Origin of the sequence: Achromobacter sp., from assembly GCF_032113835.1 — a bacterium.
Lineage (GTDB): Bacteria > Pseudomonadota > Gammaproteobacteria > Burkholderiales > Burkholderiaceae_B > Achromobacter.
In genome coordinates this window covers 51538-73998 of sequence record NZ_DAMCTG010000009.1, presented here as the reverse complement: position 1 = coordinate 73998, position 22461 = coordinate 51538, and the positions used below count along the sequence as shown (strand labels likewise).

General features: G+C 68.7%; 18 protein-coding genes. 12 read left to right on the top strand and 6 right to left on the bottom strand.

Annotated elements, in window-relative coordinates; translation table 11 throughout:
• Positions 1-698: 698 nt before the first annotated feature.
• The gene (locus tag RT697_RS05900) at positions 699-2078 is read left to right on the top strand and encodes a sensor domain-containing diguanylate cyclase (protein WP_313697414.1); all 1380 of its coding nucleotides are present in this window, start codon (positions 699-701) and stop codon (positions 2076-2078) included.
• A 112-nt stretch (positions 2079-2190) separates the two neighbouring features.
• Here RT697_RS05900 and RT697_RS05895 read toward each other — a convergent pair whose 3' ends face one another.
• Positions 2191-3210, bottom strand: coding sequence for a histone deacetylase family protein (locus RT697_RS05895; RefSeq protein ID WP_313697413.1), 1020 nt, complete (start codon positions 3208-3210; stop codon positions 2191-2193).
• A gap of 230 nt (positions 3211-3440) precedes the next feature.
• On the opposite strand from RT697_RS05895, the gene RT697_RS05890 reads away from it, so the two are divergent.
• The 3 genes from RT697_RS05890 (at position 3441) to RT697_RS05880 (ending at position 7506) form a co-directional block, all read left to right on the top strand.
• Positions 3441-3956, top strand: coding sequence for a sigma-70 family RNA polymerase sigma factor (locus RT697_RS05890; RefSeq protein WP_313697412.1), 516 nt, complete (start codon positions 3441-3443; stop codon positions 3954-3956).
• 11 nt (positions 3957-3967) lie between these two features.
• Positions 3968-4906, top strand: coding sequence for a FecR family protein (locus tag RT697_RS05885; RefSeq protein ID WP_313697411.1), 939 nt, complete (start codon positions 3968-3970; stop codon positions 4904-4906).
• A 116-nt stretch (positions 4907-5022) separates the two neighbouring features.
• A complete protein-coding gene (locus RT697_RS05880; RefSeq protein WP_313697410.1) occupies positions 5023-7506 on the top strand; it encodes a TonB-dependent siderophore receptor in 2484 nt (827 codons plus the stop codon).
• 45 nt (positions 7507-7551) lie between these two features.
• Here the strand turns inward: RT697_RS05880 and RT697_RS05875 are convergent, their stop codons facing one another.
• From RT697_RS05875 to RT697_RS05865, 3 genes are read right to left on the bottom strand one after another with little or no spacing between them, the layout of a single operon-like run.
• Positions 7552-8547 (bottom strand): tripartite tricarboxylate transporter substrate binding protein, encoded by a 996-nt coding sequence (locus RT697_RS05875; protein ID WP_313697409.1) that lies wholly within the window; start codon positions 8545-8547, stop codon positions 7552-7554.
• On the bottom strand, positions 8487-9560 hold the full coding sequence (locus tag RT697_RS05870; RefSeq protein WP_313697408.1) for an NADPH:quinone oxidoreductase family protein: 1074 nt from the start codon (positions 9558-9560) through the stop codon (positions 8487-8489). Before RT697_RS05870 ends, RT697_RS05875 begins: the two co-directional genes overlap by 61 nt.
• On the bottom strand, positions 9560-10771 hold the full coding sequence (locus tag RT697_RS05865) for a CoA transferase (protein WP_313697407.1): 1212 nt from the start codon (positions 10769-10771) through the stop codon (positions 9560-9562). The genes RT697_RS05870 and RT697_RS05865 overlap by 1 nt, the downstream gene beginning before the upstream one ends.
• A gap of 104 nt (positions 10772-10875) precedes the next feature.
• Between RT697_RS05865 and RT697_RS05860 the strand changes: the two genes are divergently transcribed.
• Positions 10876-11841, top strand: coding sequence for a LysR family transcriptional regulator (locus RT697_RS05860; protein ID WP_313697406.1), 966 nt, complete (start codon positions 10876-10878; stop codon positions 11839-11841).
• Here the strand turns inward: RT697_RS05860 and RT697_RS05855 are convergent.
• Positions 11820-13223 carry a 3-deoxy-D-arabino-heptulosonate 7-phosphate synthase gene (locus tag RT697_RS05855; protein WP_313697405.1) on the bottom strand — a complete coding sequence of 468 codons (1404 nt, stop codon included), beginning with the start codon at positions 13221-13223 and terminating at the stop codon, positions 11820-11822. The two genes, RT697_RS05860 and RT697_RS05855, sit on opposite strands and share 22 nt — an antisense overlap.
• A gap of 300 nt (positions 13224-13523) precedes the next feature.
• Between RT697_RS05855 and RT697_RS05850 the strand changes: the two genes are divergently transcribed.
• From RT697_RS05850 to RT697_RS05820, 7 genes are all read left to right on the top strand, one after another.
• Entirely contained in the window at positions 13524-14528 is a 1005-nt protein-coding gene (locus RT697_RS05850; RefSeq protein ID WP_313697404.1) for a ligase-associated DNA damage response exonuclease, read from the top strand.
• Positions 14529-14570: 42 nt separating this feature from the next.
• Complete coding sequence (locus RT697_RS05845) at positions 14571-16175, top strand: ATP-dependent DNA ligase (protein ID WP_313697403.1); 1605 nt, start codon at positions 14571-14573, stop codon at positions 16173-16175.
• Complete coding sequence (locus RT697_RS05840) at positions 16172-18646, top strand: ligase-associated DNA damage response DEXH box helicase (protein WP_313697402.1); 2475 nt, start codon at positions 16172-16174, stop codon at positions 18644-18646. The genes RT697_RS05845 and RT697_RS05840 overlap by 4 nt, the downstream gene beginning before the upstream one ends.
• Positions 18630-19301 carry a ligase-associated DNA damage response endonuclease PdeM gene (gene pdeM, locus RT697_RS05835; protein WP_313697401.1) on the top strand — a complete coding sequence of 224 codons (672 nt, stop codon included), beginning with the start codon at positions 18630-18632 and terminating at the stop codon, positions 19299-19301. Before RT697_RS05840 ends, pdeM begins: the two co-directional genes overlap by 17 nt.
• A 246-nt stretch (positions 19302-19547) precedes the next feature.
• Positions 19548-20399, top strand: coding sequence for an acyl-CoA dehydrogenase (locus RT697_RS05830; protein ID WP_409517404.1), 852 nt, complete (start codon positions 19548-19550; stop codon positions 20397-20399).
• Positions 20387-20992, top strand: coding sequence for a class I SAM-dependent methyltransferase (locus tag RT697_RS05825; RefSeq protein WP_313697399.1), 606 nt, complete (start codon positions 20387-20389; stop codon positions 20990-20992). Before RT697_RS05830 ends, RT697_RS05825 begins: the two co-directional genes overlap by 13 nt.
• Entirely contained in the window at positions 20989-21720 is a 732-nt protein-coding gene (locus RT697_RS05820) for a glycosyltransferase family A protein (RefSeq protein WP_313697398.1), read from the top strand. Before RT697_RS05825 ends, RT697_RS05820 begins: the two co-directional genes overlap by 4 nt.
• On the opposite strand, the gene RT697_RS05815 is transcribed toward RT697_RS05820, so the two are convergent.
• On the bottom strand, positions 21669-22193 hold the full coding sequence (locus tag RT697_RS05815) for a CinA family protein (protein ID WP_313697397.1): 525 nt from the start codon (positions 22191-22193) through the stop codon (positions 21669-21671). The genes RT697_RS05820 and RT697_RS05815 overlap by 52 nt on opposite strands.
• Positions 22194-22461 lie beyond the last annotated feature (268 nt).

The following is a 22461-nucleotide window of genomic DNA, read 5'->3' as shown; positions in this document are numbered from 1 at the left end:
CCTGGGGAGATGCGCATCAGCTTGAGTGGGTGTCTCAAGGGTGTCAGACACCTGGCGGGGCGATGGCGGGCCGTCGCAGGTCGGTGTCTGACACCCTGGGGAGATGCGCATCAGCTTGAGTGGGTGTCTCAAGGGTGTCAGACACCTGGTGGGGCGATGGCGTGCCGTGGCAGGTCGGTGTCTGACACCCTGGGGAGATGAGCGTCAGCTTGAGTGGGTGTCTCAAGGGTGTCAGACACCTGGCGGGCCGCTGGATTACCCAAAAATTGTTGGGTATTCTGCGTTATCGCGGTGCGCCTGCCCGCGCCGGTGACGGCGCAGTTGCTCTCCGTGGCGCGCGCAGCCGGCAGCCACGCCGAGTCCGGGCGATTCGCGGTGGGTCTCCCTTCTGGAGCAACATGGCAAGAGAACGCAAAGTGCGCTTGTTGACCGTGCTCATTGCGCTGGCGGTGCTCAGCGTGGCGGTCGGCTTTTTCAATGCCATGTACGCCGGTTATCAGGCGCAAAAGACGTAGGTCGTCAAGAACACGCTCGACTCCAATCTGGCCTACGCGCAGAAGCTGGCCGACATCATCAACCTGTATATCCAGACGGGCGACCGGCAGCTTACCGCCGGCGCGAACCGCATTCCTCGGCTGGCAAATGCGCCGGAGGCGCTGCAGGGCGAACTGTCGGAGCTGGCCGGCACGATCGAGGGCGTGACGGCCGTGCTGCTCGCCGACCCCGGCGGTCGGATCACTCGCCGGTCCGAGGGCGCTCCGCCGCAGTTGGCCGCCATCGGCAAACTGGACGAATTGGGCGTGCGCGAGCTGCGCGCGGGGCAATGGGCGAAGCCGTGCTGCCTGCCGGGCGCCCGCTTTGCCACGCTGACGCTGGTGGAGCCTGTGCGTGGCCCGCAGAACGCGGTCTCTGGCTATCTCGCCGCCATCGTTGTGCTGGAGCATGGCAGCGGCCTGGACCGGCTGGTCGGCCAGCATGCGTATGCGGACGGCACGTCCGTGTACCTGGTCAACGGTGAGGGCAAGATGCTGTACCGGCATGGTGCGGACGCAGATATCGCGAGCGCGGTACAGGCGCGTCTGTCGCCCGCAACGGGGCCGGGCGTCGAGCAGGTCACGGACGCTGCCGGCGAGCAGGTGATCGCGGGATACGCGCCGTTGGTCAAGGGCAATTGGGCGGTGGTGGTGCAGCGTCCGCTCGAGCGCGCGCTGTCGCCGCTCAAGGACCTGCTGGGCGCATCGCTGCAGTTCGCCATCCCGGCCGTGGTGCTGACCTTGTTGCTCGTCAGCGCGTGCGCCTACGCGATCGCGCGGCCGCTCGCACGGCTGGCTGACGCCTTTGCCAGCGACGAGCCGGTCGGTCGGACGGCCTTGCGCGCCACCACGCTCAAAACCTGGTACTTCGAGGCTGACAAGCTGCGGCAGGCGCTGGCGGCCGCGCAAGCGCGCCATCGTGACGAAGTCGGCCGGCTGAACACGGAATCGCTGACCGATCCCATGACCGGGTTGATGAATCGCCGCGCCCTGCGCGCGCGGATCGACGAGCTCGTCGCGGCCGCGTCGCCGTTCGCGGTCATCGCGTTCGATCTGGACCACTTCAAGCAGATCAATGATGTGTACGGCCATCCGACGGGCGACAAGGTCCTGGTCGCGCTGGCGCAAACCCTGCAGGAGAACGTGCGCGCCGGAGATCAGGCCTTTCGCATCGGCGGCGAGGAATTCGTGATGATCTTGCCGCAGCCTGGCGCGCAGCCAGGCGCGCAAAATGACGTGCAGAGCGACGCACAGGACCACGCACAGGGCGCGACGCAGGACGCCGCGCGAGCATTGGCACATACGGCGGCACAAACTGCGGCACAAACTGCGGCACAGGCGGCCGAGCGGATCCGGGCGGCCGTGGCGGCGCGCCCGATGCCCGATGGTGTGCGCCCGGTGACCGTGTCCGTGGGCGTGGCGCTGTGGCCGCAAGACGGCGCGTCGCCGCAGGCCGTCATCAAATGTGCCGACCAGGCGTTATACCGGTCGAAGCAGACGGGACGGGACAGGGTGACGATGTGGGAAGCGGCGGCCGAGGCTTGAACCCGCCCTGCGGCCACCAGCGGCCTGCGGGCCGCTCGGCTTGAACCACCTGACCGCGGCTGGCGCGGGGCAGGCGGTCAGCGTTTGACGTCCCGCTTGCCCCGCCGGCGGATCAGGCGCCGGCCAGACCCGCGAAGAACCGCTTCGCGTTCGATTCCAGGCCTTCGATGTAATAGCCGCCTTCCTGCACGATCAGCGTGGGCAGATTCAGGCCGCCCACCTCGCGGCCCAAGCGCTCGAAGCCGTCTTCGGACACGCTGACCATGGCCTGCGGATCCTTTTCGAAGATGTCGAATCCCAGCGACAGCACCAGCGCATCGGGCTGGAACAACGTGATCGCGCGGCGCGCCTGCGCCAGCCGGTCGAAGAACACGGATTCGGGCGAGCCGTGCGGCATGGGCAGGTTGATGTTGTAGCCGTATCCTTCGCCGGCCCCGCGCTCGTCTTCAAAGCCCGCCACCACCGGATAGAAGTTCTCGGGATCGCCGTGGATGGACACGTACAGCACGTCGCTGCGTTCGTAGAAGATCTCCTGTATCCCCTGGCCGTGGTGCATGTCCGTGTCCAGGATGGCCACGCGGGGAAATCTTGCCGTCAGCCGCTGGGCCGCGATGGCGGCGTTGTTCAGGTAGCAGAAGCCGCCCGCGGCGTCGCGCCGTGCATGGTGACCGGGCGGACGGCAGATTGCATAGGCGCTGCGGTCGCCGGCCAGCAGGGCATCGGCGCCCGCGATGGCGCACTGCGCCGACCAATACGCCGAATGCCACGTCTTCGGGCCGACCGGACAACTGCCGTCGGCCAGGTAACGCCCGGCCTTGGCCAGCACGCCGCGCAGCGCATTGCGTTCGCGCACGAAAACGTTCGACACCACCTCGCCGCCCCAGTCGCCGGGCAGTTTCATCCAGTCCTCATGCGCGTCCTGCAGGAAGCGCAGGTAATCCAGGCTGTGCACCGCCGCGATCGCACCCGCCCCGTCATCGGCGGGCGCCTGGACGTCGAATCCCAGCTTGCGCGCCGCCTGCACCAGGCCGTCCAGCCGCGACGGCACCTCCTGCGGCGTGCGCATCTTGCCGCGCGAAAAATAGGTCTGCGGATGGTGAAGCTTTTGATCGTCGTGGAAGAACGCCTTCATGCCTGGGACCTCTGGTTGGTTGGCTCGCCACACGCGCGACGGCCGCGGATCAGCAACCCTGAATTCTTATCCAGGGGGCGGGCGCTGCTTATGGGGAGAAACCCGGGGGGAGAAACCCGGGGGAGAAACCCGGAGGAGAAACCCTGCCGCGCATTCGCCGTTGTCACGCCGCCGCTTAATCAGGATAATTGCGACTGCTTCCTATTTAGATAATTTGCCTGGCGCGATCCATGCCGACCCCCGACCCCTCTCCCGCCATTGCCGTGCAGCGGCTTTACGATGCGCATCACGGCTGGCTGTTCGGCTGGCTGCGGCGCCGGCTGGGCAACAACGCGGATGCGGCGGATCTGGCGCAGGACACCTTTGTCGGACTGCTCGGCGCGTATCGCCGCCGGGCGCTGCCGGATCTGCAGGAACCCCGCGCCTATCTGACCACCATCGCCAAGCGGCTGATGGTGGATCTGTATCGGCGGCTGGCGCTGGAGCAGGCGTACCTCGAGGTCCTGGCCGCGATGCCGGCCCGGCACGCGCCTTCCGAGGAACAGCGGCTGGCCGTGCTGCAGACGCTGCGCGAGGTGGACGCCATGCTGGCCGCGCTGCCCGACAAGGTGCGCGCGGCCTTTCTGCTGTCGCAACTGGATGGCCTGACGTACGAGCAGATCGCCACCGAAATGCGCGTCAGCGTCCGCACGGTCAAACGCCACATGGCCGAGGCGTTCACCCATTGCATCCTGGCGGATACATGAACGGCGCGGGCATGCCGATCGATCCCCGGATTGCCGGCGAGGCTGCCGATTGGCTGGTGCGCCTGCATTCCGGGCGTTTCTCGGAATCCGACCGTCTGGCGTGCGAACGCTGGCGCCAGCGTAGCGACGAGCACGACCGCGCGTGGACACGGGCGCAGGCGGTGCTGGCCAAGCTGGGCGGTCTGCCGCCCGGCCTTGGGCGCGCCACCGTGCACGCCACGGCCTCGCGGCGGGCGGGACTGAAGGCGCTCGCCGGCCTGATCGTGGCGGCGCCTGCCGGCTGGCTGGCGTGGCGCGCGGCCCCGGCGCAATGGACGGCCGACTACGCCACGCGCAGCGGCGAACGCCGCCGGATCGAACTGCCCGACGGCGCCGTCCTGGTGCTCAATACCGCCAGCGCGGTGGACCTGGCCTACGATGCCGCGCAGCGCCTGGTGTGGCTGCGGGAAGGGGAAATCCTGCTGCGCTCCGCCCATTCGGGGGCTCCCGATCCCCGGCCCTTGCTGGTGCGCACCGCCGAGGGCAGCGCACAGGCGCTCGGCACGTACTTTTCGGTCCGGCAGATGGACGCGCGCACCCGCGTGGCGGTCATCGAAGGCCGGGTCCGGGTGCAACCGCGCGCAGGCTCGGCAGACTTGGTGCTGGAACCCGGGCAGCGCGTGGATTTCTCTGCGGCGGCGATGCATTCCCCAACCGTCAGCCCGCATTCCCCCGCAGCCTGGCTGGATGGCGTGCTGTACGCGGACAACCAGCGGCTCGGGGATTTTCTGCAGGAACTGGGCCGATATCGCCCCGGCGTGCTGCGCTGTGATCCCGCCGTGGCCGATCTGCGGATATCCGGCGGCTTTCAGGTGGACGATACCGACGCCGCGCTGCTCGCCGTGGCGCGCAGCCTGCCCGTGCGCGTGGTGACCCGGACGCGATACTGGGTCAGCGTCGTTCCCGCTTGAGACGCGGCGCGGTCCGGCAGGATGTCACCGCCACACGTGCCCCCCGCGTGTCACCTTTTTCGCGCTCGTCCGACATGTTCATAAAGCACCTTCGCTTGGACTCTGTCGGGATCAGCATGTCTTCCAGATTCACTCCTTCCGCGGCCTGGCCGCAACGCCGCGCCGTCGCGGGCGCGCTATGCGCCGCATTGGCCGTGGCCGCGCCGCAGGCGCATGCGCAATCGGGCGCGGCGGCATCGTCCACGGCGGCATCCGCCCGCTTCAACATTCCGGCCGGCCCGCTCGGGCCGGCGCTCACGGCCTTTGCCGGTGCGGCGCGCATCAACCTGTCGTTTGATCCTGCCCTGGCGGAAAGCCGCGCGACGGCGGGCCTGCAAGGGACGTGGCCGGTGGAGGAGGGCCTGGCCCGCCTCTTGGCCGGCACCAATCTGGCGGCGCGCCGCGACGCGGCCAATGTCTTCACGCTTCGGCTGCTGCCGCCGGGACCCACGGCCCTGCTGCCCGCGGTGCGGGTGGAAGGCGCGATCGAATCGGGCTACGGACCGGTGACGGGCATCGTGGCGCTGCGCAGCGCCACCGGGACCAAGACCGACACGCCGATCATCGAAATCCCGCAGACGGTCAACGTCGTGACGCGCGACGAGATCGCCTCGCGCGGCGCGCGCAGCATCGTCGAGGCGCTGGCCTACACGCCGGGCGTCTATGCGCCGGGCGGCAGCACGGATCTGCGCTACGACAACATCTATCTGCGTGGCGGCTTCGGGGCGCGCAACAATCTGGACGGCGCGCGCCTGCCCTTCGGCGCCTACAGCTTCGGCATGCTGCAGATCGAGCCCTATGGTCTGGAACGGATCGAGGTGCTCAAGGGGCCGTCATCGGTGCTGTATGGCCAGAACAATCCCGGCGGCCTGATCAACATGGTGAGCAAGCTGCCCACCGCCACGCTGCAGCGCGAGATCGCGCTGCAGACCGGCAGCTACGGCCGTGCCCAGGCCGCGATGGACCTGAGCGGCCCGGTGGACGAGGCCGGCGTGTGGAGCTACCGCCTGGTGGCGCTGGCCCGCGACGCCGCGCAGTCTTCGCACTACACCAAGGACGATCGCACCTTCGTCGCGCCGGCGCTGACATGGCGCCCCAGCGCCGCCACCTCGCTGAGCCTCTTGGGGTTCTACCAGGAGGACCGGCAGGTGCCGCTGTACGGCAACCTGCCCGCCGCGGGAACGCTTTACAGCAATCCCAATGGCCGCATCCCGCGCGACCGCTTTCCCGGCGAACCCGGCTGGGATCGCTATGACCGCGAGCAGTATTCGGCCGGCTATCTGTTCACGCATGCGTTCAATGACACCTGGACCGTCAAACAGCAATTGCGCTATAGCCACATGCGCGGCGAGGCCCGCACCGCAGTCGGCTATCTGCTGAGTCCGGCGGACATGCGGACGTGGTCGCGCACCATGACGCGCGGGCAGGGCACCGGCGCGACGCTCAACGTCGACACGCAGGCCATCGCGCGGTTCCGCACGGGCGCCGTGGGACACGAATTCCTGATGGGCCTCGACTATCTCGACATGCTCGACACCTACAAATTCGCGAACGTCATTGCCGGGGTGCCCGCGCTGGATCTCTTCGACCCCGTCTATGGCAAGCCGCGCCCGGGGCTGCGGGATCTGATTCCGCGCATCGACACGCGGCAAGACACCGAGCAGACGGGCGTCTATATGCAGGACCAGATTTCCTATGGCGGCTGGTTGCTCACGCTGGGCGGGCGCTACGACATGGCGCGCAGCACGACGCGCAACCAATTGACGTCGGCCAAGACGTCGCAGGACGATTCCGCCTTTACGGGGCGCGCCGGGCTGACCTATCTGATGGCGAACGGCCTGGCGCCGTATGTGGCGTATTCCACGTCCTTCGCGCCGACCGGCGGGACGGACTTCAATTCGAACCCCTTCCGGCCTGCCGAGGGCCGGCAGATCGAAGCCGGCATGAAATACCAGCCGCCCGGCAGCGACAGCCTGGTCACGCTGTCGGCGTATCAGCTCACGCAGGACAACGTGCTGACCAGCGACACGACGCCCGGACGGCCGCCGGGCTTTCAGACGCAGACCGGCCAGATCCGGGCGCGCGGCATCGAACTGGAAGGCAAGGCGAACCTGGCGCGGGGATGGGATCTGATCGCGTCGTACGCCTACGTCGATGCGGTGGTCACGCGTAGCGCCAACGTCGATATCGTCAATGGTGTGCCGGAGTCGCGCCAGGGCAAGAAGCAGTACTACGCGCCGGCGCATCAGGCGGCCGCGTGGCTGGGCTACAAGGTTCAGGGCGGCCCGTTGCAAGGTCTGGGGTTGGGGGCGGGCGTGCGCTACATCGGCGCCGATTGGGGCGACCCGGCCAACACCCTGCGGATTCCGGCGGTCACGCTGTTCGATGCGGCGCTGTCCTACGATTTTGGCCAGCTGCAGCCCGCCATGCGCGGACTGACGCTGGATCTGAACGCGAGCAACCTGTTTGACCGCACCTACGTCGGCACCTGCGTCACCGCCACGGCCTGCACCTATGGCGCGGGGCGCCTGGTGCTCGCCACGCTGAAGTACGCATGGTGACAATCCGCGGGCGCGGCCAGCCCCGCCCGCGGACGCGGATTTCCACTATTGCGGCGTGATCTGCGCCGCCTTGACGATGTCCCGCCACTTTTCGCCCTCGGACACGTTGAAACGCGCAAACGTGGCGGGATCCGATCCCACCGGCTTGGCGCCCAGGCCGGCGTACTGCGTCACCACATTGGGTTGCTTGAGCGCCCGGGCCGCGTGCTCGGACAGCTTGGCCACAATGGCCGGCGGCGTGCCCTTGGGCGCCCACAGGCCGTACCACGTGCTGATGTCGAAGCCCGGGAATCCGGATTCGGCCATGGTGGGCACGTCGGGCAGTTCATCGACGCGGCGGCTGGTCGTCACCGCCACCGCCCGCAGCTTGCCCGACTTGATGAACGGCATGGCTGACGGCATGGAATCGAACATCAACTGGATCTGCCCGCCCACCAGATCCGTCAGCGCGGGTGCGCTGCCCTTGTAGGGCACATGCTGCATTGGCAGGCCGGATCGCACCTTGAACGATTCGCCGGCAAGCTGCTGCGCGGACGCCGAACCCGCCGATCCGAAGTTCAATGGCTGAGCCTTGCCTTGCGCCACGAGGTCCTGCACGGTGCGCACCTTTGATGTTTCCGGCACGACCAGCACGAGCGGCACGTCCGCAAGCTGCGTGATGGGCGCGAAGTCCTTGAAGGCGTCGTAGCGCATCGACGCGTAGATGTACGGGTTGATGACGTGCAGCGACGCGTTGGCCAGGAACGTGTAGCCATCGGGCGCGGCGCGCGCGACGAGGTCCGCGCCGATCATGCCGCTGGCGCCGGGCTTGTTGTCGACGACGATGCTCTGGCCGATGGTCTTGGACATCTCGGCGGCCACCAATCGCGCCACGATGTCGGTCGGGCCGCCCGGCGGGTAGGGCACCACCATGGTGATGGGTTTGCTGGGATAGTCGCCGGCGGCGTGCGCGGCGGCAGGCAGGCTGACGCAGCCGGCGGCTAGCGCCGCGGCGGCAAGGTGGCGCGGCCAGGCGGCGCGCCGGAAGTCGTTGGTACGCATGGGGTTGTCTCCGTCGTTATCGTGATCGCCACCTTGCCGACGACTTGTCGGCTTTCCAGGGCGGCGAGTGCTGCGGAAAGGCCGGTGATCGGATAGATCGCCGTTACAGCCGGCCGGATCCGCTGGCGGCGGGCCCAGTCGAACAGGGTGGACATGGTCCGCTGCATGGCGGGCGCGTGAACGATGCGTTCGTCCGCGGGCGTCCAGCCGATGTAGCGGCCAAAGAAAAACCCATGCAGGGCAATGTTCTTCACAAGCAGCAGGTTCAGCGGCACATCGGGGATGCGGCCGCTGGCGAATCCCACAGACACCATTCGGGCATTGGCCGCCGCGGCGCGCACACTGCGTTCGAAGGCGTCGCCGCCCACGGCGTCCAGCACCACGTCCGCGCCACGCCCGTCGCTGACCGCCTTGACGGCCTGCGGCATGGCCTCGTCTGCTGCGAACGCATGCGCAGCGCCCGCGTCCAGCGCGGCCTGGCGCTTGGCCGGCGTGCTGGCGCAGGCCAGCACCGTCGCGCCGAGCGCCGATGCAATCTCCACGGCCGCCAATCCCACGCCCGAGCCCGCGCCCAGCACCAGCACCGTGTCGCCGGGTTGCATCGCGGCGCGCCACAACAGCGCGCCCCACGCGGTGCCGTACGAAATGGGAATGGGCAACGCGGTCAGAAGCGGCAGATCATCGGGCACGGGATAGACGGTGTATTCCGGCACGGTCAGGCGTTCGGCATAGCAGCCCCAGCGCGCCAGCGCGACGACCTTGTCGCCGGGCTTGAACCGCGTGACCCTGTCGCCGCACGCGATGATGCGGCCGGCGGCCTCCGTGCCCGGCGCAAAAGGCAGCGGCGGACGGCTTTGATAGCGTCCCTCGATGAGCAGCTTGGTTGCGTGGCTGACGCTTGCATGCTCGACGGCGATGGTGACCTCGTCGGGCGCGGGCGCCGGCGCCTCGGGAAGCTCGCCGGGCAACACGTCCTCAACCGGACCATGGCGATGGCAGACCAGGGCGCGCATCAGCGGGCCTCCTTGGCGGGTGCCGCCTGGCGCAGCACGCCGGCGTCCAGCATGGCCTGGATGTCGGCGGGCGCCACGCCCCATTCGGTCAACACATCCACGGTGTGCTCCCCGACGGCCGGCGCCGCGGCAAGCGGCCGGCGTGACAAGGCGCCCGCCGCGCGCGCAAACGGCAGGGGGGCGCCGCCGGGCTGCGCCAACGGTTCCAGCAGTCCCAGGTGCGCCGCCTGCGGATGCGCCGCCAGGCCGTCGTAATCCCGCACGTACGCATGCAGCACGTCCTCGCGCGCCAGGCGTTCCACCCAGTGCGCGGCAGGGTGCTGCGCCAATTGTTCCGCCATGTCCCGATGCAGGCGCTCGCGCTGCGCCATGCGTCCCGCGTTGGTGGACAGGGCGGGGTCCGCCAGCCAGTCCGTGCGTTCGAGCGCGCGGCACAACCGCGCGAACTGGTCGTTGTTCAACGCCAGCACGGACAGGCGCGCATCCGCGGTGTCGAAGACGCCATTGGGGGCGCTGACCGCCACGGCCTCCCGCTGTCCCGCAATGCCGTACGCAAGGATGTCGTTCACCTGCAAGGCCGCGCACGCCTGCAGCAGATTCAGCTGCACATGCTGGCCGAGGCCGCTGCGCGCCTGCTGATAGAGCGCGGCGCTGGCCGCCTGCACCGCGTACAGCGCGGTGGCGATGTCCGCCATCAGGAGGCCGATGCGGCGCGGTTCGCCGGCGGTCGTCTGGTTGGCGAACATCAGGCCGCTGTCCGCCTGCATCACGGAGTCGGAGGCGGGGGCGTTGGCGTAGGGGCCGTCCGGCCCGTAGCCGCTGATGGACACGTAGACCAGGCCCGGGCAACGCGCGGCCAGGCTGTCGTAGCCCACCCCCATGCGCTCAGCGACCCCGGGGCGGAAATTCTGGATCACGAGGTCCGCGCGCCGCGCCATGTCCGCCAGCAACGTCTTGCCCTGCGGCTGGCGCGCGTCCACGCACATGCCGCGCTTGCCGGCGTTGTAGGCGATGGATAGTGCGCTCTGGTCGTCGCGAAGCACGCCGACGTGCCGGCCCCAGTCGCCGTCTGGCGGTTCCACCTTCACGACGTCGGCCCCTTGCTGCCACAGCATCTGCGCGCAGTACGGGCCTGCGATGCCCTGGCTGAGGTCCAGCACGCGCAGTCCGGAATAGGGTCCTTTGGAAGCATCGATCGGCTGGGAGGGCATGGGTGGATGTCGGTCCGGAGCAAGGGTTCGAAGGCGATGAAGACGATGCTAGACTCGGCTGACGCATTGGACAATCCACCGGTTTGTGCCGGGAATGGTGAACCATGATTGACAATAAGCCGGACCTGAACCTCGTCAGACTGTTTGTCGCAATGGTCGAGTCGCGCAACCTGAGTGCGGCTGCGCAGCGTTGCGGCATGACGCGGTCGAACATGTCGCATCGCCTGAAGCGGCTGGAACTCGATCTGGGCGCGCAGCTGTTCCGGCGCACCACCCGGCATGTCGAGCTGACGCAGGCCGGCCAGTTGCTGTACCAGCACGGCATCCGGCTGCTGGACGAGATGCGCGCGGTGCAGGCGGCCATCGACAGCCTGGACGGGACCGTGCGCGGCGATGTGCGCATCCGTCTGCCCACCGGTCTTGGTCACCTTTACCTTGCCCCCGTGTTGCTGGAATTCGCGCGCGCGCATCCCGACATTGCGCTGCGCGTGCACATCAACGACGGGATCGGCGACCTGATCTCCGCCGAAGTCGACATCGCGCTCAAGATCACGTCGTCCCCGCCCGAAGATCACGTGGCGCGGCGGCTATGCGACATCCAGTGGTGCCTGTGCGCGTCGCCGGACTTCCTGGCGCGCAACGGGCCGGTGCAACGCGTGGAGCGGTTGGGCCGCTGCGACCTGATCGCACCGCAATCGATGGGCCGGCGTTTCGACCTGCGGCTCAAGCAGGCGCATGGCGACCCGCTGATCCTGCGCGTCGCGCCGCGCCTGCAGTCGGGCGATTATCCGTTTCTGCGTGACGCGGTGCTGGCGGGCCTGGGCGTGGCCCTGCTGCCGCGCTATGCGGTGTGGGAACTGCTGCGTGACCAGACGCTGGTGCAGGTGCTGCCGGGGTTCGAGCCGGAGGGCGTGGGCGACGCCATCTATCTGCTGACCGCGCCGAACCGGTTTCCGTCCATGGCCACGCGCGTGCTGGCGGATTTCATCCGCGCGCACATCGAGCGGCACGCGCAGGATTGGGGCGGGGCCGCTGTTGACGACAGCGCTTATGCGCCGACGCGGTCCTGATCCAGGCGCGTGATGGCAGCGTGGACATCATTTACGTGCGCCATCAGCTCACGGACCTGCCGCAGCAGCGCGAACTGGTTCAGCACGGCGCTCCAGCGGGGCGACGCAAGCAACTGTTGCCATACAGGCGCAAGCGCCGACGCATCCGGCGCGACGCCTGCGGCCACGGAACTGGCATAGTCCAGGCTTTCCTGCGCCGACAACAATTGCATCCTGCCCGCAGCGTTCAGCAAGCGTGGCGCGGCATCTGCCGGCGCGTCGGAAACGTACAGAATTGTCCGGGCAAGATCGGCATCGTCCACCGACAGCGCTGCCAACGCCGCGCCGCGCAGCCGGACCGGGCCCTGATGGCTCTCGAACACATAAGTGGTCTGCACGTCCGCGTGCGCCAATAGCCGAAGACCGCGCAGCAACCGGGGAAGATCCGTCGTCGCCGCGTCCGTTGAGGCCTTGGCCTCCACCAGCAGGCACACATCCCAAAGCGGAGCCGACGCGTCGCTACCCGACTGGCGCAGCAGCGCGACGTCCCATTCGGTCTTGGCGCGGTCGGCGTTGCCCGGAATCGACGCCGGCACGCGCATCGACGTTGCAACCCGATAGATCTCGCCTGTCCGTTGCGCAAGCTGCGCGGCCAGCGCGGCAATCGCCTGCTCGGCCAACGCTTCGACGGCGATGCCGCGGCGGCGTGCGTCCAACCCCTGCGCGGCAGCCTGCGGCGTGCCGGGGCGGGCACCTTGCCGTTGCCAAAGCGTTTGATAGCGCTGCACCAGCGGATCCGCCGCCAACGCGTCCATCCGCCGAAGACGCGCCAACGCGGGGTCGTTCATCAACCGATCCAGCGGGCCGGCCATCGCCGGGTCCGCCGCAAAGACTGAAGAGGGCGCAGCAAGCAAAGCCTGTGCGTTTTCGCTCAACACGGCCCAGTCCTCCGCCGTCGCCGCCGCATGCAACGAAGCAAGCGCGTGTACCAGCGGCCCGGCCGGCATCCCACGGCGCTTGCCAGGATGCGCAAACGCATCGACCGAGGTTCGCACCGCGCGCCGGTCCGCCTGCGCGTGCGCCGACAACGACGCGTGTTCGCGCACCAGCGGGGATCGATGGCGCAGCACCATGGCCTGAAACGCAGGATCTCCGCCTCGTTCGCGCAGCGCGTCAAGAATCAATCGCGAAAGCGCGTCGACAAACAGGCGTTCGCAGGCGGGTGTGGGCGCCGCGCCTTCACTCAGGGCAACGCGGGCCTGTTCAATGGCGATGGCAAGGGCCGTCGCCGGATTGGAATCTTCAAGCCCGCTGCGTGCAGCGGGCAATGGCCCCACGCGATAACGACGCGGGATGGAGCGCAGCGTCAGGTCCAGCAAGGAAGGCGGCAAGGCAGAGGGCATGAAGAGTCCGTGTCATGTCCGGCCTCGCTGCCAAGGAATTACCAGGGAACGATCGACAGGGCGATCGAAGCGACGACGACCACAACAATAATCGTGAGGATGTGATTGGTACGCATATTCTCTCCTTTAAGCCACCGCTCCACACTACCGGCTTACGTTGCCCCCCGTCTGCAACTGAACTTTTAATTTTTCATCGGATGTTAGCGGTGCGTTTTCAGCGCACTTTTTCTGCGTCCTCGCGGGGTATAACCAAAGACATGCGGCCGCGAAATTGTCGCGCCGCGCCGATCGGGAGGTGCCATGCGCGACATCGTGCAATTGCGTCCGGAAGGCCTGTATTGTCCGGCCGGCGGCTTTCATATCGATCCTTGGCGGCCGGTCGAGGTCGCGGTGCTGACCCATGGCCACGGCGATCATGCGCGCTCGGGCATGGGGCGTTATCACACCAGCGCCGAAGGCTTGCCCATCCTGCAATGGCGGCTGGGCGACCAGGACTACCGGGTCCATGCGTATGGCGAAGTCTTCACGCTGGGCAATGCGCGCGTGTCGCTGCATCCGGCCGGCCACGTGCTGGGATCCGCCCAGGTGCGCATCGAAGTCGACGGCGAAGTCTGGGTCGTGTCCGGCGACTACAAGCGTCAGCCCGATCCGACGTGCAGCCTGTTCGAAGTGGTGCCTTGCGACACCTTCATCACCGAAGCGACCTTCGGCCTGCCCATCTACCGCTGGCCCAGCGCCTCGGACGTGGCGCGCGACATCGTGCAATGGCGCGACCACTGCGCCGCGCGGGGCGAGGCCGCCATTCTCTATTGCTACGCCTTGGGCAAGGCGCAGCGCGTGCTGGCCGAACTGATCCCCTTTGCGGATCGGCCTGTCTACCTGCATGGCGCGATCGCCGCCGGCGTGGACGTGTATCGCAAGGCCGGCGTGCCGCTGGCCGACACGCGGCTGGTCATTGACGCGGATGGCCCTACCGCTGCCTCGGGAACGGGATTTGCTGGAGAGCTGATCCTGGCGCCGCCATCGGCGGCGGGCAGCGCGTGGCTGCGGCGCTTTCGCAAGGCGCAGCACGGCTTTGCGTCCGGCTGGATGCGGCTGCGCGGCAACCGGCGGCGCCGCAACATGGACCGCGGCTTTGTCGTGTCTGACCATGCCGACTGGCCCGACCTGTTGCGCACCATCCGCGACACCGGCGCCAAACGCGTCATCGCCACGCACGGCGACACCGATGCGCTGGTTCGCACGCTGAATGAGTCGGGCATCGCCGCCGAGACGCTGGTGACGCAGTACGGCGAAGACGACTAGGACGGCCATCGAACAAAGATCGACAGGGGAACGGACGCAGGCATGAAGCGATTCGCGGCGTTGTATCAGGAGCTGGACCGCAGCACCGCCACCTTGGACAAGCGCGCGGCGCTGGTGGCGTACTTCCGCGATGCCCCGCCGCGCGATGCGGTCTGGGCGCTGTATCTGCTGGCAGGCGGCAAGATCACCAGCACGCGCAAGAAGATCGCGGGCGTGGGCGAATTGCGGGCCTGGGCGGCCGACGCATCCGGCACGGCGCCCTGGCTGCTGGACGCCTGCTACGACCAGGTCGGCGATCTGGCCGAAACCCTGGCGCTGCTCGTTCCGGATCCGACCGTGGCCGCGCCGGATCGAGGCTTGGCCGACTGGATCGAAGAAATCCTCCTGCCGGTCGCGAATCGCGACGAGCTAGAGCGGCGGGAGGTCGTCGTCTCGGCATGGTTGGGCCTGCCGTATGCAGAGCGCCTGGTCTTCAACAAGCTGCTGACCGGCGCGCTGCGCGTCGGCGTGTCTCAGCGCATGGTGCAGCAGGCGCTGGCCGAAATGTCGGGCGTGCCCATCGCCCGTATCGCGCAGCGCATGTTGGGCGCGTGGTCGCCCAGCCCTGCGTTTCTGCGCGATCTGCTCAGCGCCGAGGAACTGCCCGGCGACCGTCAGCAGCCGTATCCGTTTTTTCTCGCGTCGCCGCTCGAAGGCGATCCCGCCGTCCTGGGTCCCATCGGCGAGTGGCTGCTTGAATGGAAGTGGGACGGCATCCGCGCGCAGCTCATCCGGCGGCGCGGCGAGGTTTCCCTCTGGTCGCGCGGTGAAGAACGGCTGGACGGCCGCTTTCCGGAAGTGGAAGCGGCGGCCGCCGCGCTGGACGTGGACTGCGTCATCGACGGGGAACTGCTGGCCTGGCAGGACGGCAACACGGACCCCATGCCGTTCTCGGCGCTGCAGACCCGCATCCAGCGCCTGAAACCCGGCCCCAAGTGGCTGGCGGAGTTCCCGGTCCAGTTGCTGGCGTACGACCTACTTGAACTCGAAGGCGCCGACCTGCGCGAGCTGCCGCAGGCCGAGCGCCGCGAGCAGCTGGAGGCGCTGTTGCGCCGCCACCCCGATCCGCGTCTGCGGGTATCGCCGGCCGTTGCGCCGGCAAGCTGGGACGAGGCCCACGCGCTGCGCGGCGAATCGCGCGAACGCGGCGTCGAAGGTTTCATGCTCAAGCGCCGCAGCGCGCCGTACCAAAGCGGCCGGCGGCGAGGCGACTGGTGGAAGTGGAAGATCGACCCGCTGACCATCGACGCCGTGCTGCTCTATGCGCAATCCGGCCACGGCCGCCGCAGCACGCTCTACACCGACTACACCTTCGGGCTGTGGGACGGCGATGCGCTGGTGCCCATTGCCAAGGCCTACTCCGGTTTGGACGACAAGGAGATCCTGGAGCTGGACCGGTGGCTGCGCGCCCACACGCGCGAGCGCTTCGGTCCGGTGCGCTCGGTGGAGCCGGTGCAGGTCTTTGAACTGGGCTTCGAAGGCGTGAACATCTCCAAGCGGCACAAGTCCGGGATCGCCGTGCGCTTTCCGCGCATCCTGCGCTGGCGGCACGACAAGCCGGCGAATCAGGCCGACCAGCTCGACACGCTGAAGGCGCTGGCGCGATGAGCGGCACGGCCCGGGGCCGCGATGCGCCGCTGGTCGCGTGGTTCGCGGCGCGCGGCTGGAAGCCCGCACCTTTTCAACGCGAGACGTGGCGCCGCTATCTGGACGGCGAGTCGGGCCTGTTGCATACGCCGACCGGCAGCGGCAAGACGCTGGCGGCATTTGGCGGCCCGTTGCTCGAGGCGCTGCATGAAGGCGCCACCAAAGTCATGCCGGAAAAAGCGGCCACGGGCGAGGGTCCGCGCGTGCTGTGGGTCACGCCGCTGCGCGCGCTGGCCGCGGATACGACGCGGGCGTTGGCGCAGACGGCCAGCGATCTGGGCATCGACTGGACCGTCGCGTTGCGCACGGGCGATGCCAGCGCGCGCGACAAGCGGTTGGCCCGGCAGGGCAAGGCGCACGTGCTGGTGATCACGCCCGAATCGCTGGCGCTGTTGCTGTCCTACGCGGATGCCTCGCTGCGCTTTCGCGCCTTGCGCAGCATCGTGGTCGACGAATGGCACGAACTCCTGGGCAACAAGCGTGGCGTGCTGTTGCAGTTATGTCTGGCGCGGGTCCGCAAGCTGTCGCCGGCCGCGCGCACGTGGGGGCTGTCGGCCACGCTCGGCAACCTGGATGAGGCCCGCGCGGTGCTGCTGCCGCAGGCGCCGGACAGCGCGCTGGTGGCGGGCGCCAAGCCGCGCAAGATCCAGATCTCCACCTTGCTGCCGGAACGCAGCCGGGCGCTGCCGTGGGCGGGCCACCTGGGGCTCTCGCAGCTCGAACGCGTCTTCAAGCGTCTTTTCGACGTGCGCGCAACGCTGCTCTTTACCAACACGCGCGCGCAGGCCGAACTGTGGCATCGCGCGCTCGAATCGATCTGGCCGGAGGACCCGCGCACGCTGGCGCTGCATCACGGCTCGCTGGATCCCAAGCTGCGCGCCACAGTTGAGCAAGGGCTGCGCGATGGCACGGTGCGCTGCGTGGTGGCCACGTCCAGTCTGGATCTGGGCGTGGATTTCCCCGCGGTGGACCAGGTGCTGCAGATCGGCAGCCCGAAGGGCGTGGCGCGTCTGTTGCAGCGCGCCGGCCGCGCCAAGCACCGGCCGGGCGAATCCGGCAACGTGGTCTGCGTGCCTGCGCAGGCGCTGGAACTGATCGAATATGCCGCGGCCCGGCAGGCGATCGCGCGGGGCGAGATCGAATCCCGCCCGCCGCCCATCGGCAGCCTGGACGTGCTGGCGCAGCACGCCGTGACGCTGGCGTTGGGCGGCGGGTTCGACGCCGGCGAACTGTTTGAGGAGGTGCGCGGCACGCACGCCTACGCCACGCTCGACGCCGCAACCTGGCAGGCCGTGCTGGACTTCATCGTGCAGGGCGGACGCGCGCTCGCAAAGTATCCGGACTATCACCGCGTCGTGCGCGACGAAGACGGCTGCTACCGCGTGCACGACCGGCGCATCGCGTTCCGGCATCGGCTGTCCATCGGCACCATCACGTCGGACGGCGCGGTGGCCGTGAAGTATCTGCGGGGCGGCAGCCTCGGGTCGGTCGAGGAAGGCTTTCTGGCGCGCTTGCGCCGCGGCGACCGGTTCCAGTTTGCGGGCCGCACGCTGGAACTGGTGCGGCTGGAAGGCATGGTCGCCTACGTGCGCCGCGCAAAGGGCGGCGATGGCCCTGTTGCCACGTGGCAGGGCGGCCGCATGCCCTTGTCCACGCAACTGGCGAGCGAGGTCGAAAGCCTGTATTCCCATCCGGGCGAACACCCGGAAATGCGCGCCGTCGCGCCGCTGCTGCGCATCCAGGAGCAGGCCAGCGCGTTGCCCGACCACGGCCGGCTGGTCGCCGAACTCATCAAGACGCGGCGCGGCTCGCATCTCTTCCTGTTTCCGTTCGCTGGCCGTGCCGTGCACGAAGGCATCGCCGCGATGGTCGCGCTGCGTTGGGGCCGGCGCCAGCCCAACACCATCTCCTATACCGTCAACGATTACGGCCTGATGCTGACGCTGGCCGAACCGGCCGCGCTGGACGGCACGTTGCTGCGCGCGCTGCTCAGTCCCGACAACATGGCCGACGACCTGCGCGATGGCGTCAACCTGGGCGAAATGGCGCGCCGCCAGTTCCGCGAGATTGCACGCGTCGCCGGTCTTCTGACGCCGTCGCTGCCGGGTCAGGCGGCGCGTTCGCTGCGGCAGGTGCAGGCCTCCAGCGGGCTGCTCTACGACGTGCTGCGCCGCTACGATCCCGACCATCTGCTGCTGGCGCAGGCCGAGCGTGAAGTCTTCGAGCTGCAACTGGAGGCGCCGCGCCTCCTGGCGGCGCTGCAGGACTGCCAGCGGCGTGAGCTGGCCTTGTGCGAGCCGCGCGCGCTGACGCCGCTGTCGTTTCCGTTATGGACGGAAAGCCTGCGCGGGCAGCTCAGCACCGAAACCTGGCAGGCGCGCGTCAAACGCGCCGCCGAGCAACTGGAGAAGCGCTATGCGCGAATCGCCTGAGGCGGGGCTTGCGATGGCGCTGGCGGGCGAGCCCGTCGTCCTGCTGGGCGCGCGCGCCTTGCACTGGCCGGCGCGGTCCCGGCTGGTGATCGCGGATTTGCACCTGGGCAAGAGCCATGTCTTTCGCCAGGCGGGCATCGCCGTGCCGCGAGGCGCCACCATGGACGACCTGCGGCGCCTGTCGGACCTGATCTCCACCACGGCCGCCACCGAATTGCTGATCGTCGGCGACGTCCTGCACGGCCCCGCCGCGCAGGCCGCGTGGCGCGATGCCTGGATCGCGTGGCGCGAGGCGAATCCGGACGTGGATGTGGCGGTGCTGGCCGGCAACCACGACCGTGCGCTGGACGCCCCGGCGCTGGGCATGCGCCAGCTGGGCGAGGCGTGGGCCGACGGTCCATTCCTGTTTCGCCATCTGCCGACGCCGGACACACAGGGCCGGCATGTCATCGCCGGACACGTGCATCCGAAAACGCGCGTGCCGGGCGTGCCGCGTAGCTGGCCCGCGTTCTGGCTGCGCGCCGGCATCACCGTGCTGCCGGCGTTCTCCGATTTCACCGGAGGCCATGCGGTGCAAGGCGGGCAGGGGGCGTCGTTGGTCGCATGCGTGGAGGGCGATGCATTGCCCTTGGGGTGGAAGCCGCCCGCGCGGTGATGGGCACGGCGCTTGCTGTATGGGGTCGAAGTCCCACTGCAGCATGTACGCGACACCATGACCGAACGTCCAGACCCGTCACCTCAACGGCATTCCGCGCCCCAGCAATTGAATGAGGTGCTATCCCACACCCACGCGCCGTTGGATCCCGGGCGATGGCTGCGCGTCCTTGTAGAGCAGGGATGCGATCAACTTCCCCTGCCGGCGTCCGGCCGAACTCTGGATCGATGGCGCGCGCTGGCCCGCGTGGCTGCGGCAGACCTGAGTCTGGCCAAGCTGTATGAAGGACACACCGATGCGCTCGCCATTCTGGCCGAGCTGCATGCGCCCGGCGCACCCGCCGACAGCCGCTGGGCGGTGTGGTGCGCGGAGCCGCCGGACCATCGCGTGCAGATCACGCCGCAGCCCGACGGCACGATAGTGCTGCAGGGCGTCAAGGCGTGGTGTTCCGGCGCGGCGGCCGTGACCCACGCGATCGTGAGCGGCTGGAATCCGGCGGGCGAGGCGTGTCTGGCTGCGGTGGCAATGGATCAGGAGGGCGTACAGGTGACCGATGCCGGCTGGCATGCCGTGGGCATGCGCGCGTCGGCCAGCGTGGACGTGATCTTTCGCGACGTGCCCTGCTCGCTCGTGGGCGGGCCGGGCGCGTACGTGCATCGCCCCGGTTTTCTGCACGGCGGGGCGGGCATCGCGGCTTGCTGGTACGGCGGGCTGCTGCACATCGCCCAGGCGTTGCACCGGGCCTTGCCCAGGAATGCCGCCGACCCCCATCGCCTGGCGCATCTTGGCGCCGTCGACGTGGCCCTGGCGCAGGCTCGGGCCGTGTTGCGCGAGACTGCCGCCGAGATCGACGCGCATCCGCGGGAGGCGTGCGCGTTGGCCTGCGCCCGCGCGCGCCTGGCCGTGGAAGCGGCTGCGTCCGTGGTGCTGGAGCGGGCCGCGCGGGCGTTGGGCGCGGGGCCGTTGTGCCGCGACGCGGACTTTGCGCAGGTGATGGCCGACCTGCCCGTGTTCATCCGGCAGAGCCATGCGGAGCGCGACCAGGCCGCACATGGGCAAGCGGTGCTCAGCGACGAAGGTGCGCCATGGACTCTGTAGCCGCGGACCATTTCGAACGGCTGTACCAGGCGGATCCCGACCCGTGGCGCGTGGCCAGCGCCTGGTACGAACGCCGCAAGCGCGGCCTGCTGCTGGCGGCCCTGGGCCGCGAACAGTATCGCCATGCCTTCGAGCCGGGTTGCGGCACGGGGGAGCTGACCCGGTGCCTGGCGCTGCGCTGCGCGCAGGTTTGCGCGGTTGACGCCGCGCCGGTCGCGGCCGAGCGTTGCCGCGCCCGCGTCGCCGGCGAAGGCATGGACCACGTGCAAGTCCTGTCGCTGGACCTGCCACGGCAGTGGCCCGAGACCCCGGCGGGCGGCTTTGACCTCATCGTGCTGTCGGAGGTGGCGTATTACCTGGATGGCGTCGCGCTGTGCAGGTTTCTGAGCGCCGTCGATGCATCGCTTGCGCAGGATGGCGAGATCGTGGCCTGCCATTGGCGGCCGGATTTCGATGACCGTCTCCAGAACACGGACGCGCTGCACGCGGCCATCGGCGCGTTGCCCGGGCTATCGCGCCGCGTGCATCACGTAGAAGACGAGTTCCGCCTGGACGTCTGGCGCAGACAACCCCAACAAGGAAGCCCTTCATGATCGGCGTATGCATTCCGGCGCACAACGAGGAGCGCCACATCAAAGAGTGCCTGCGAGCCGTCATGCGCGCATCCCGCCATCCGCGTCTTGGCCGGGAATCGGTTCGTATCGTCGTGGTGCTGGATCACTGCGAGGATGAGACGGCGCGCCTTGCGACGGGCTGGCCGGTGGATCTTCTGATGGTCCAGGCGCGCAACGTCGGCGTGGCGCGCGGGGCGGGCGCGCAACATCTGCTCAATGCCGGCGCGCGCTGGCTTGCCTTCACCGACGCCGACACCAGCGTGTCGCCCGGCTGGCTGGCCGACCAGCTTTCACTGAATGCGGAAGTGGTGTGCGGCACGGTATCGGTCACGGGCTGGGATGCGCATGGCGAGTTTGCGCAGCGCGCCCGCCAGGTGTTCGCCGCGCACTACCACGACCGCGACGGTCACCGGCACGTGCATGGCGCAAACCTGGGCATCGCCGCGCACACGTACCGGCGCATCGGCGGATTTGCGGCGCTCACGTGTAGCGAGGACCAGGCCCTGGTCGACAAGCTGGAAGCCGGCGGGGCGCACATCGCATGGTCCTGCCTGCCGCGCGTCAGTACAAGCGCTCGGCCATACTCGCGCGTCGAAGGCGGATTCGCGACCGCGCTGCGCATGGGGTGGGACACCGGGCCGGACGGCGCCGGTGCTCAGGCTGATCGGGACGAGGAGGGGCGGGCGCCATCCTGCCACTGCTTGTGATACGCGATCAGCTGCGCCAGGGCGTGTTCGGCGCTGGCGCGGCGGATGGCATTGCGATCGCCCTCGAAGCGCGCCGTCTCGGTATAGATCGCGGGTGAGGCGTCTGCCGGTCCCGCCTTGAACACCCACGCGTAGCACTGCGTGCCGGCGGGAATCTCCGGGTCGGTATCGTCGGTGACGCCCGTATTGGAAATCGCGACATTCGCCGGGCTGTTGCGGGCCGCGCCCAGCGCCATTTCCCGCGCCACGGCTTCGCTTGTGAGGTTGTGATGTTGCAGCGTGCGTGGGGCTACGCCCAGGCATTTCTGCTTGGCCTGCGGCGAGTAGGCGACGAATGCACAGTCAAGCAGCGCGCCCGCGCCCGGGATGTCCGCAAGCGTGGCGGCGATCAGCCCCGCCGTGCACGACTCGGCCGTCACCAGCTTCAGTGAATGTTCGTGCATGTAAGCGGCGACCCGTTCGATGGCGTTCATGTCCATCCCTCCTTTGAACACCCGGGCCGCCAGCAAGCCGCGTGCCGCCTGCCGCCTCATCTATCAGGTGGTTTGTGCGCCACCGCCACGCCTACCGAGCCGCATGGCAGGCGGTACTTGCCCCCTCCCAGCCATGTCACCGGCTCGCCGGTGGGCAGGGTGCAGACGTAGATGGGGACGCCGGATGCTTCCTTGCTTCTCCTTGCGATCAAACGCCGTTCTACGCGGCATGTGGAGCGATCGGGGAGTTTTACGATTACATCGGACA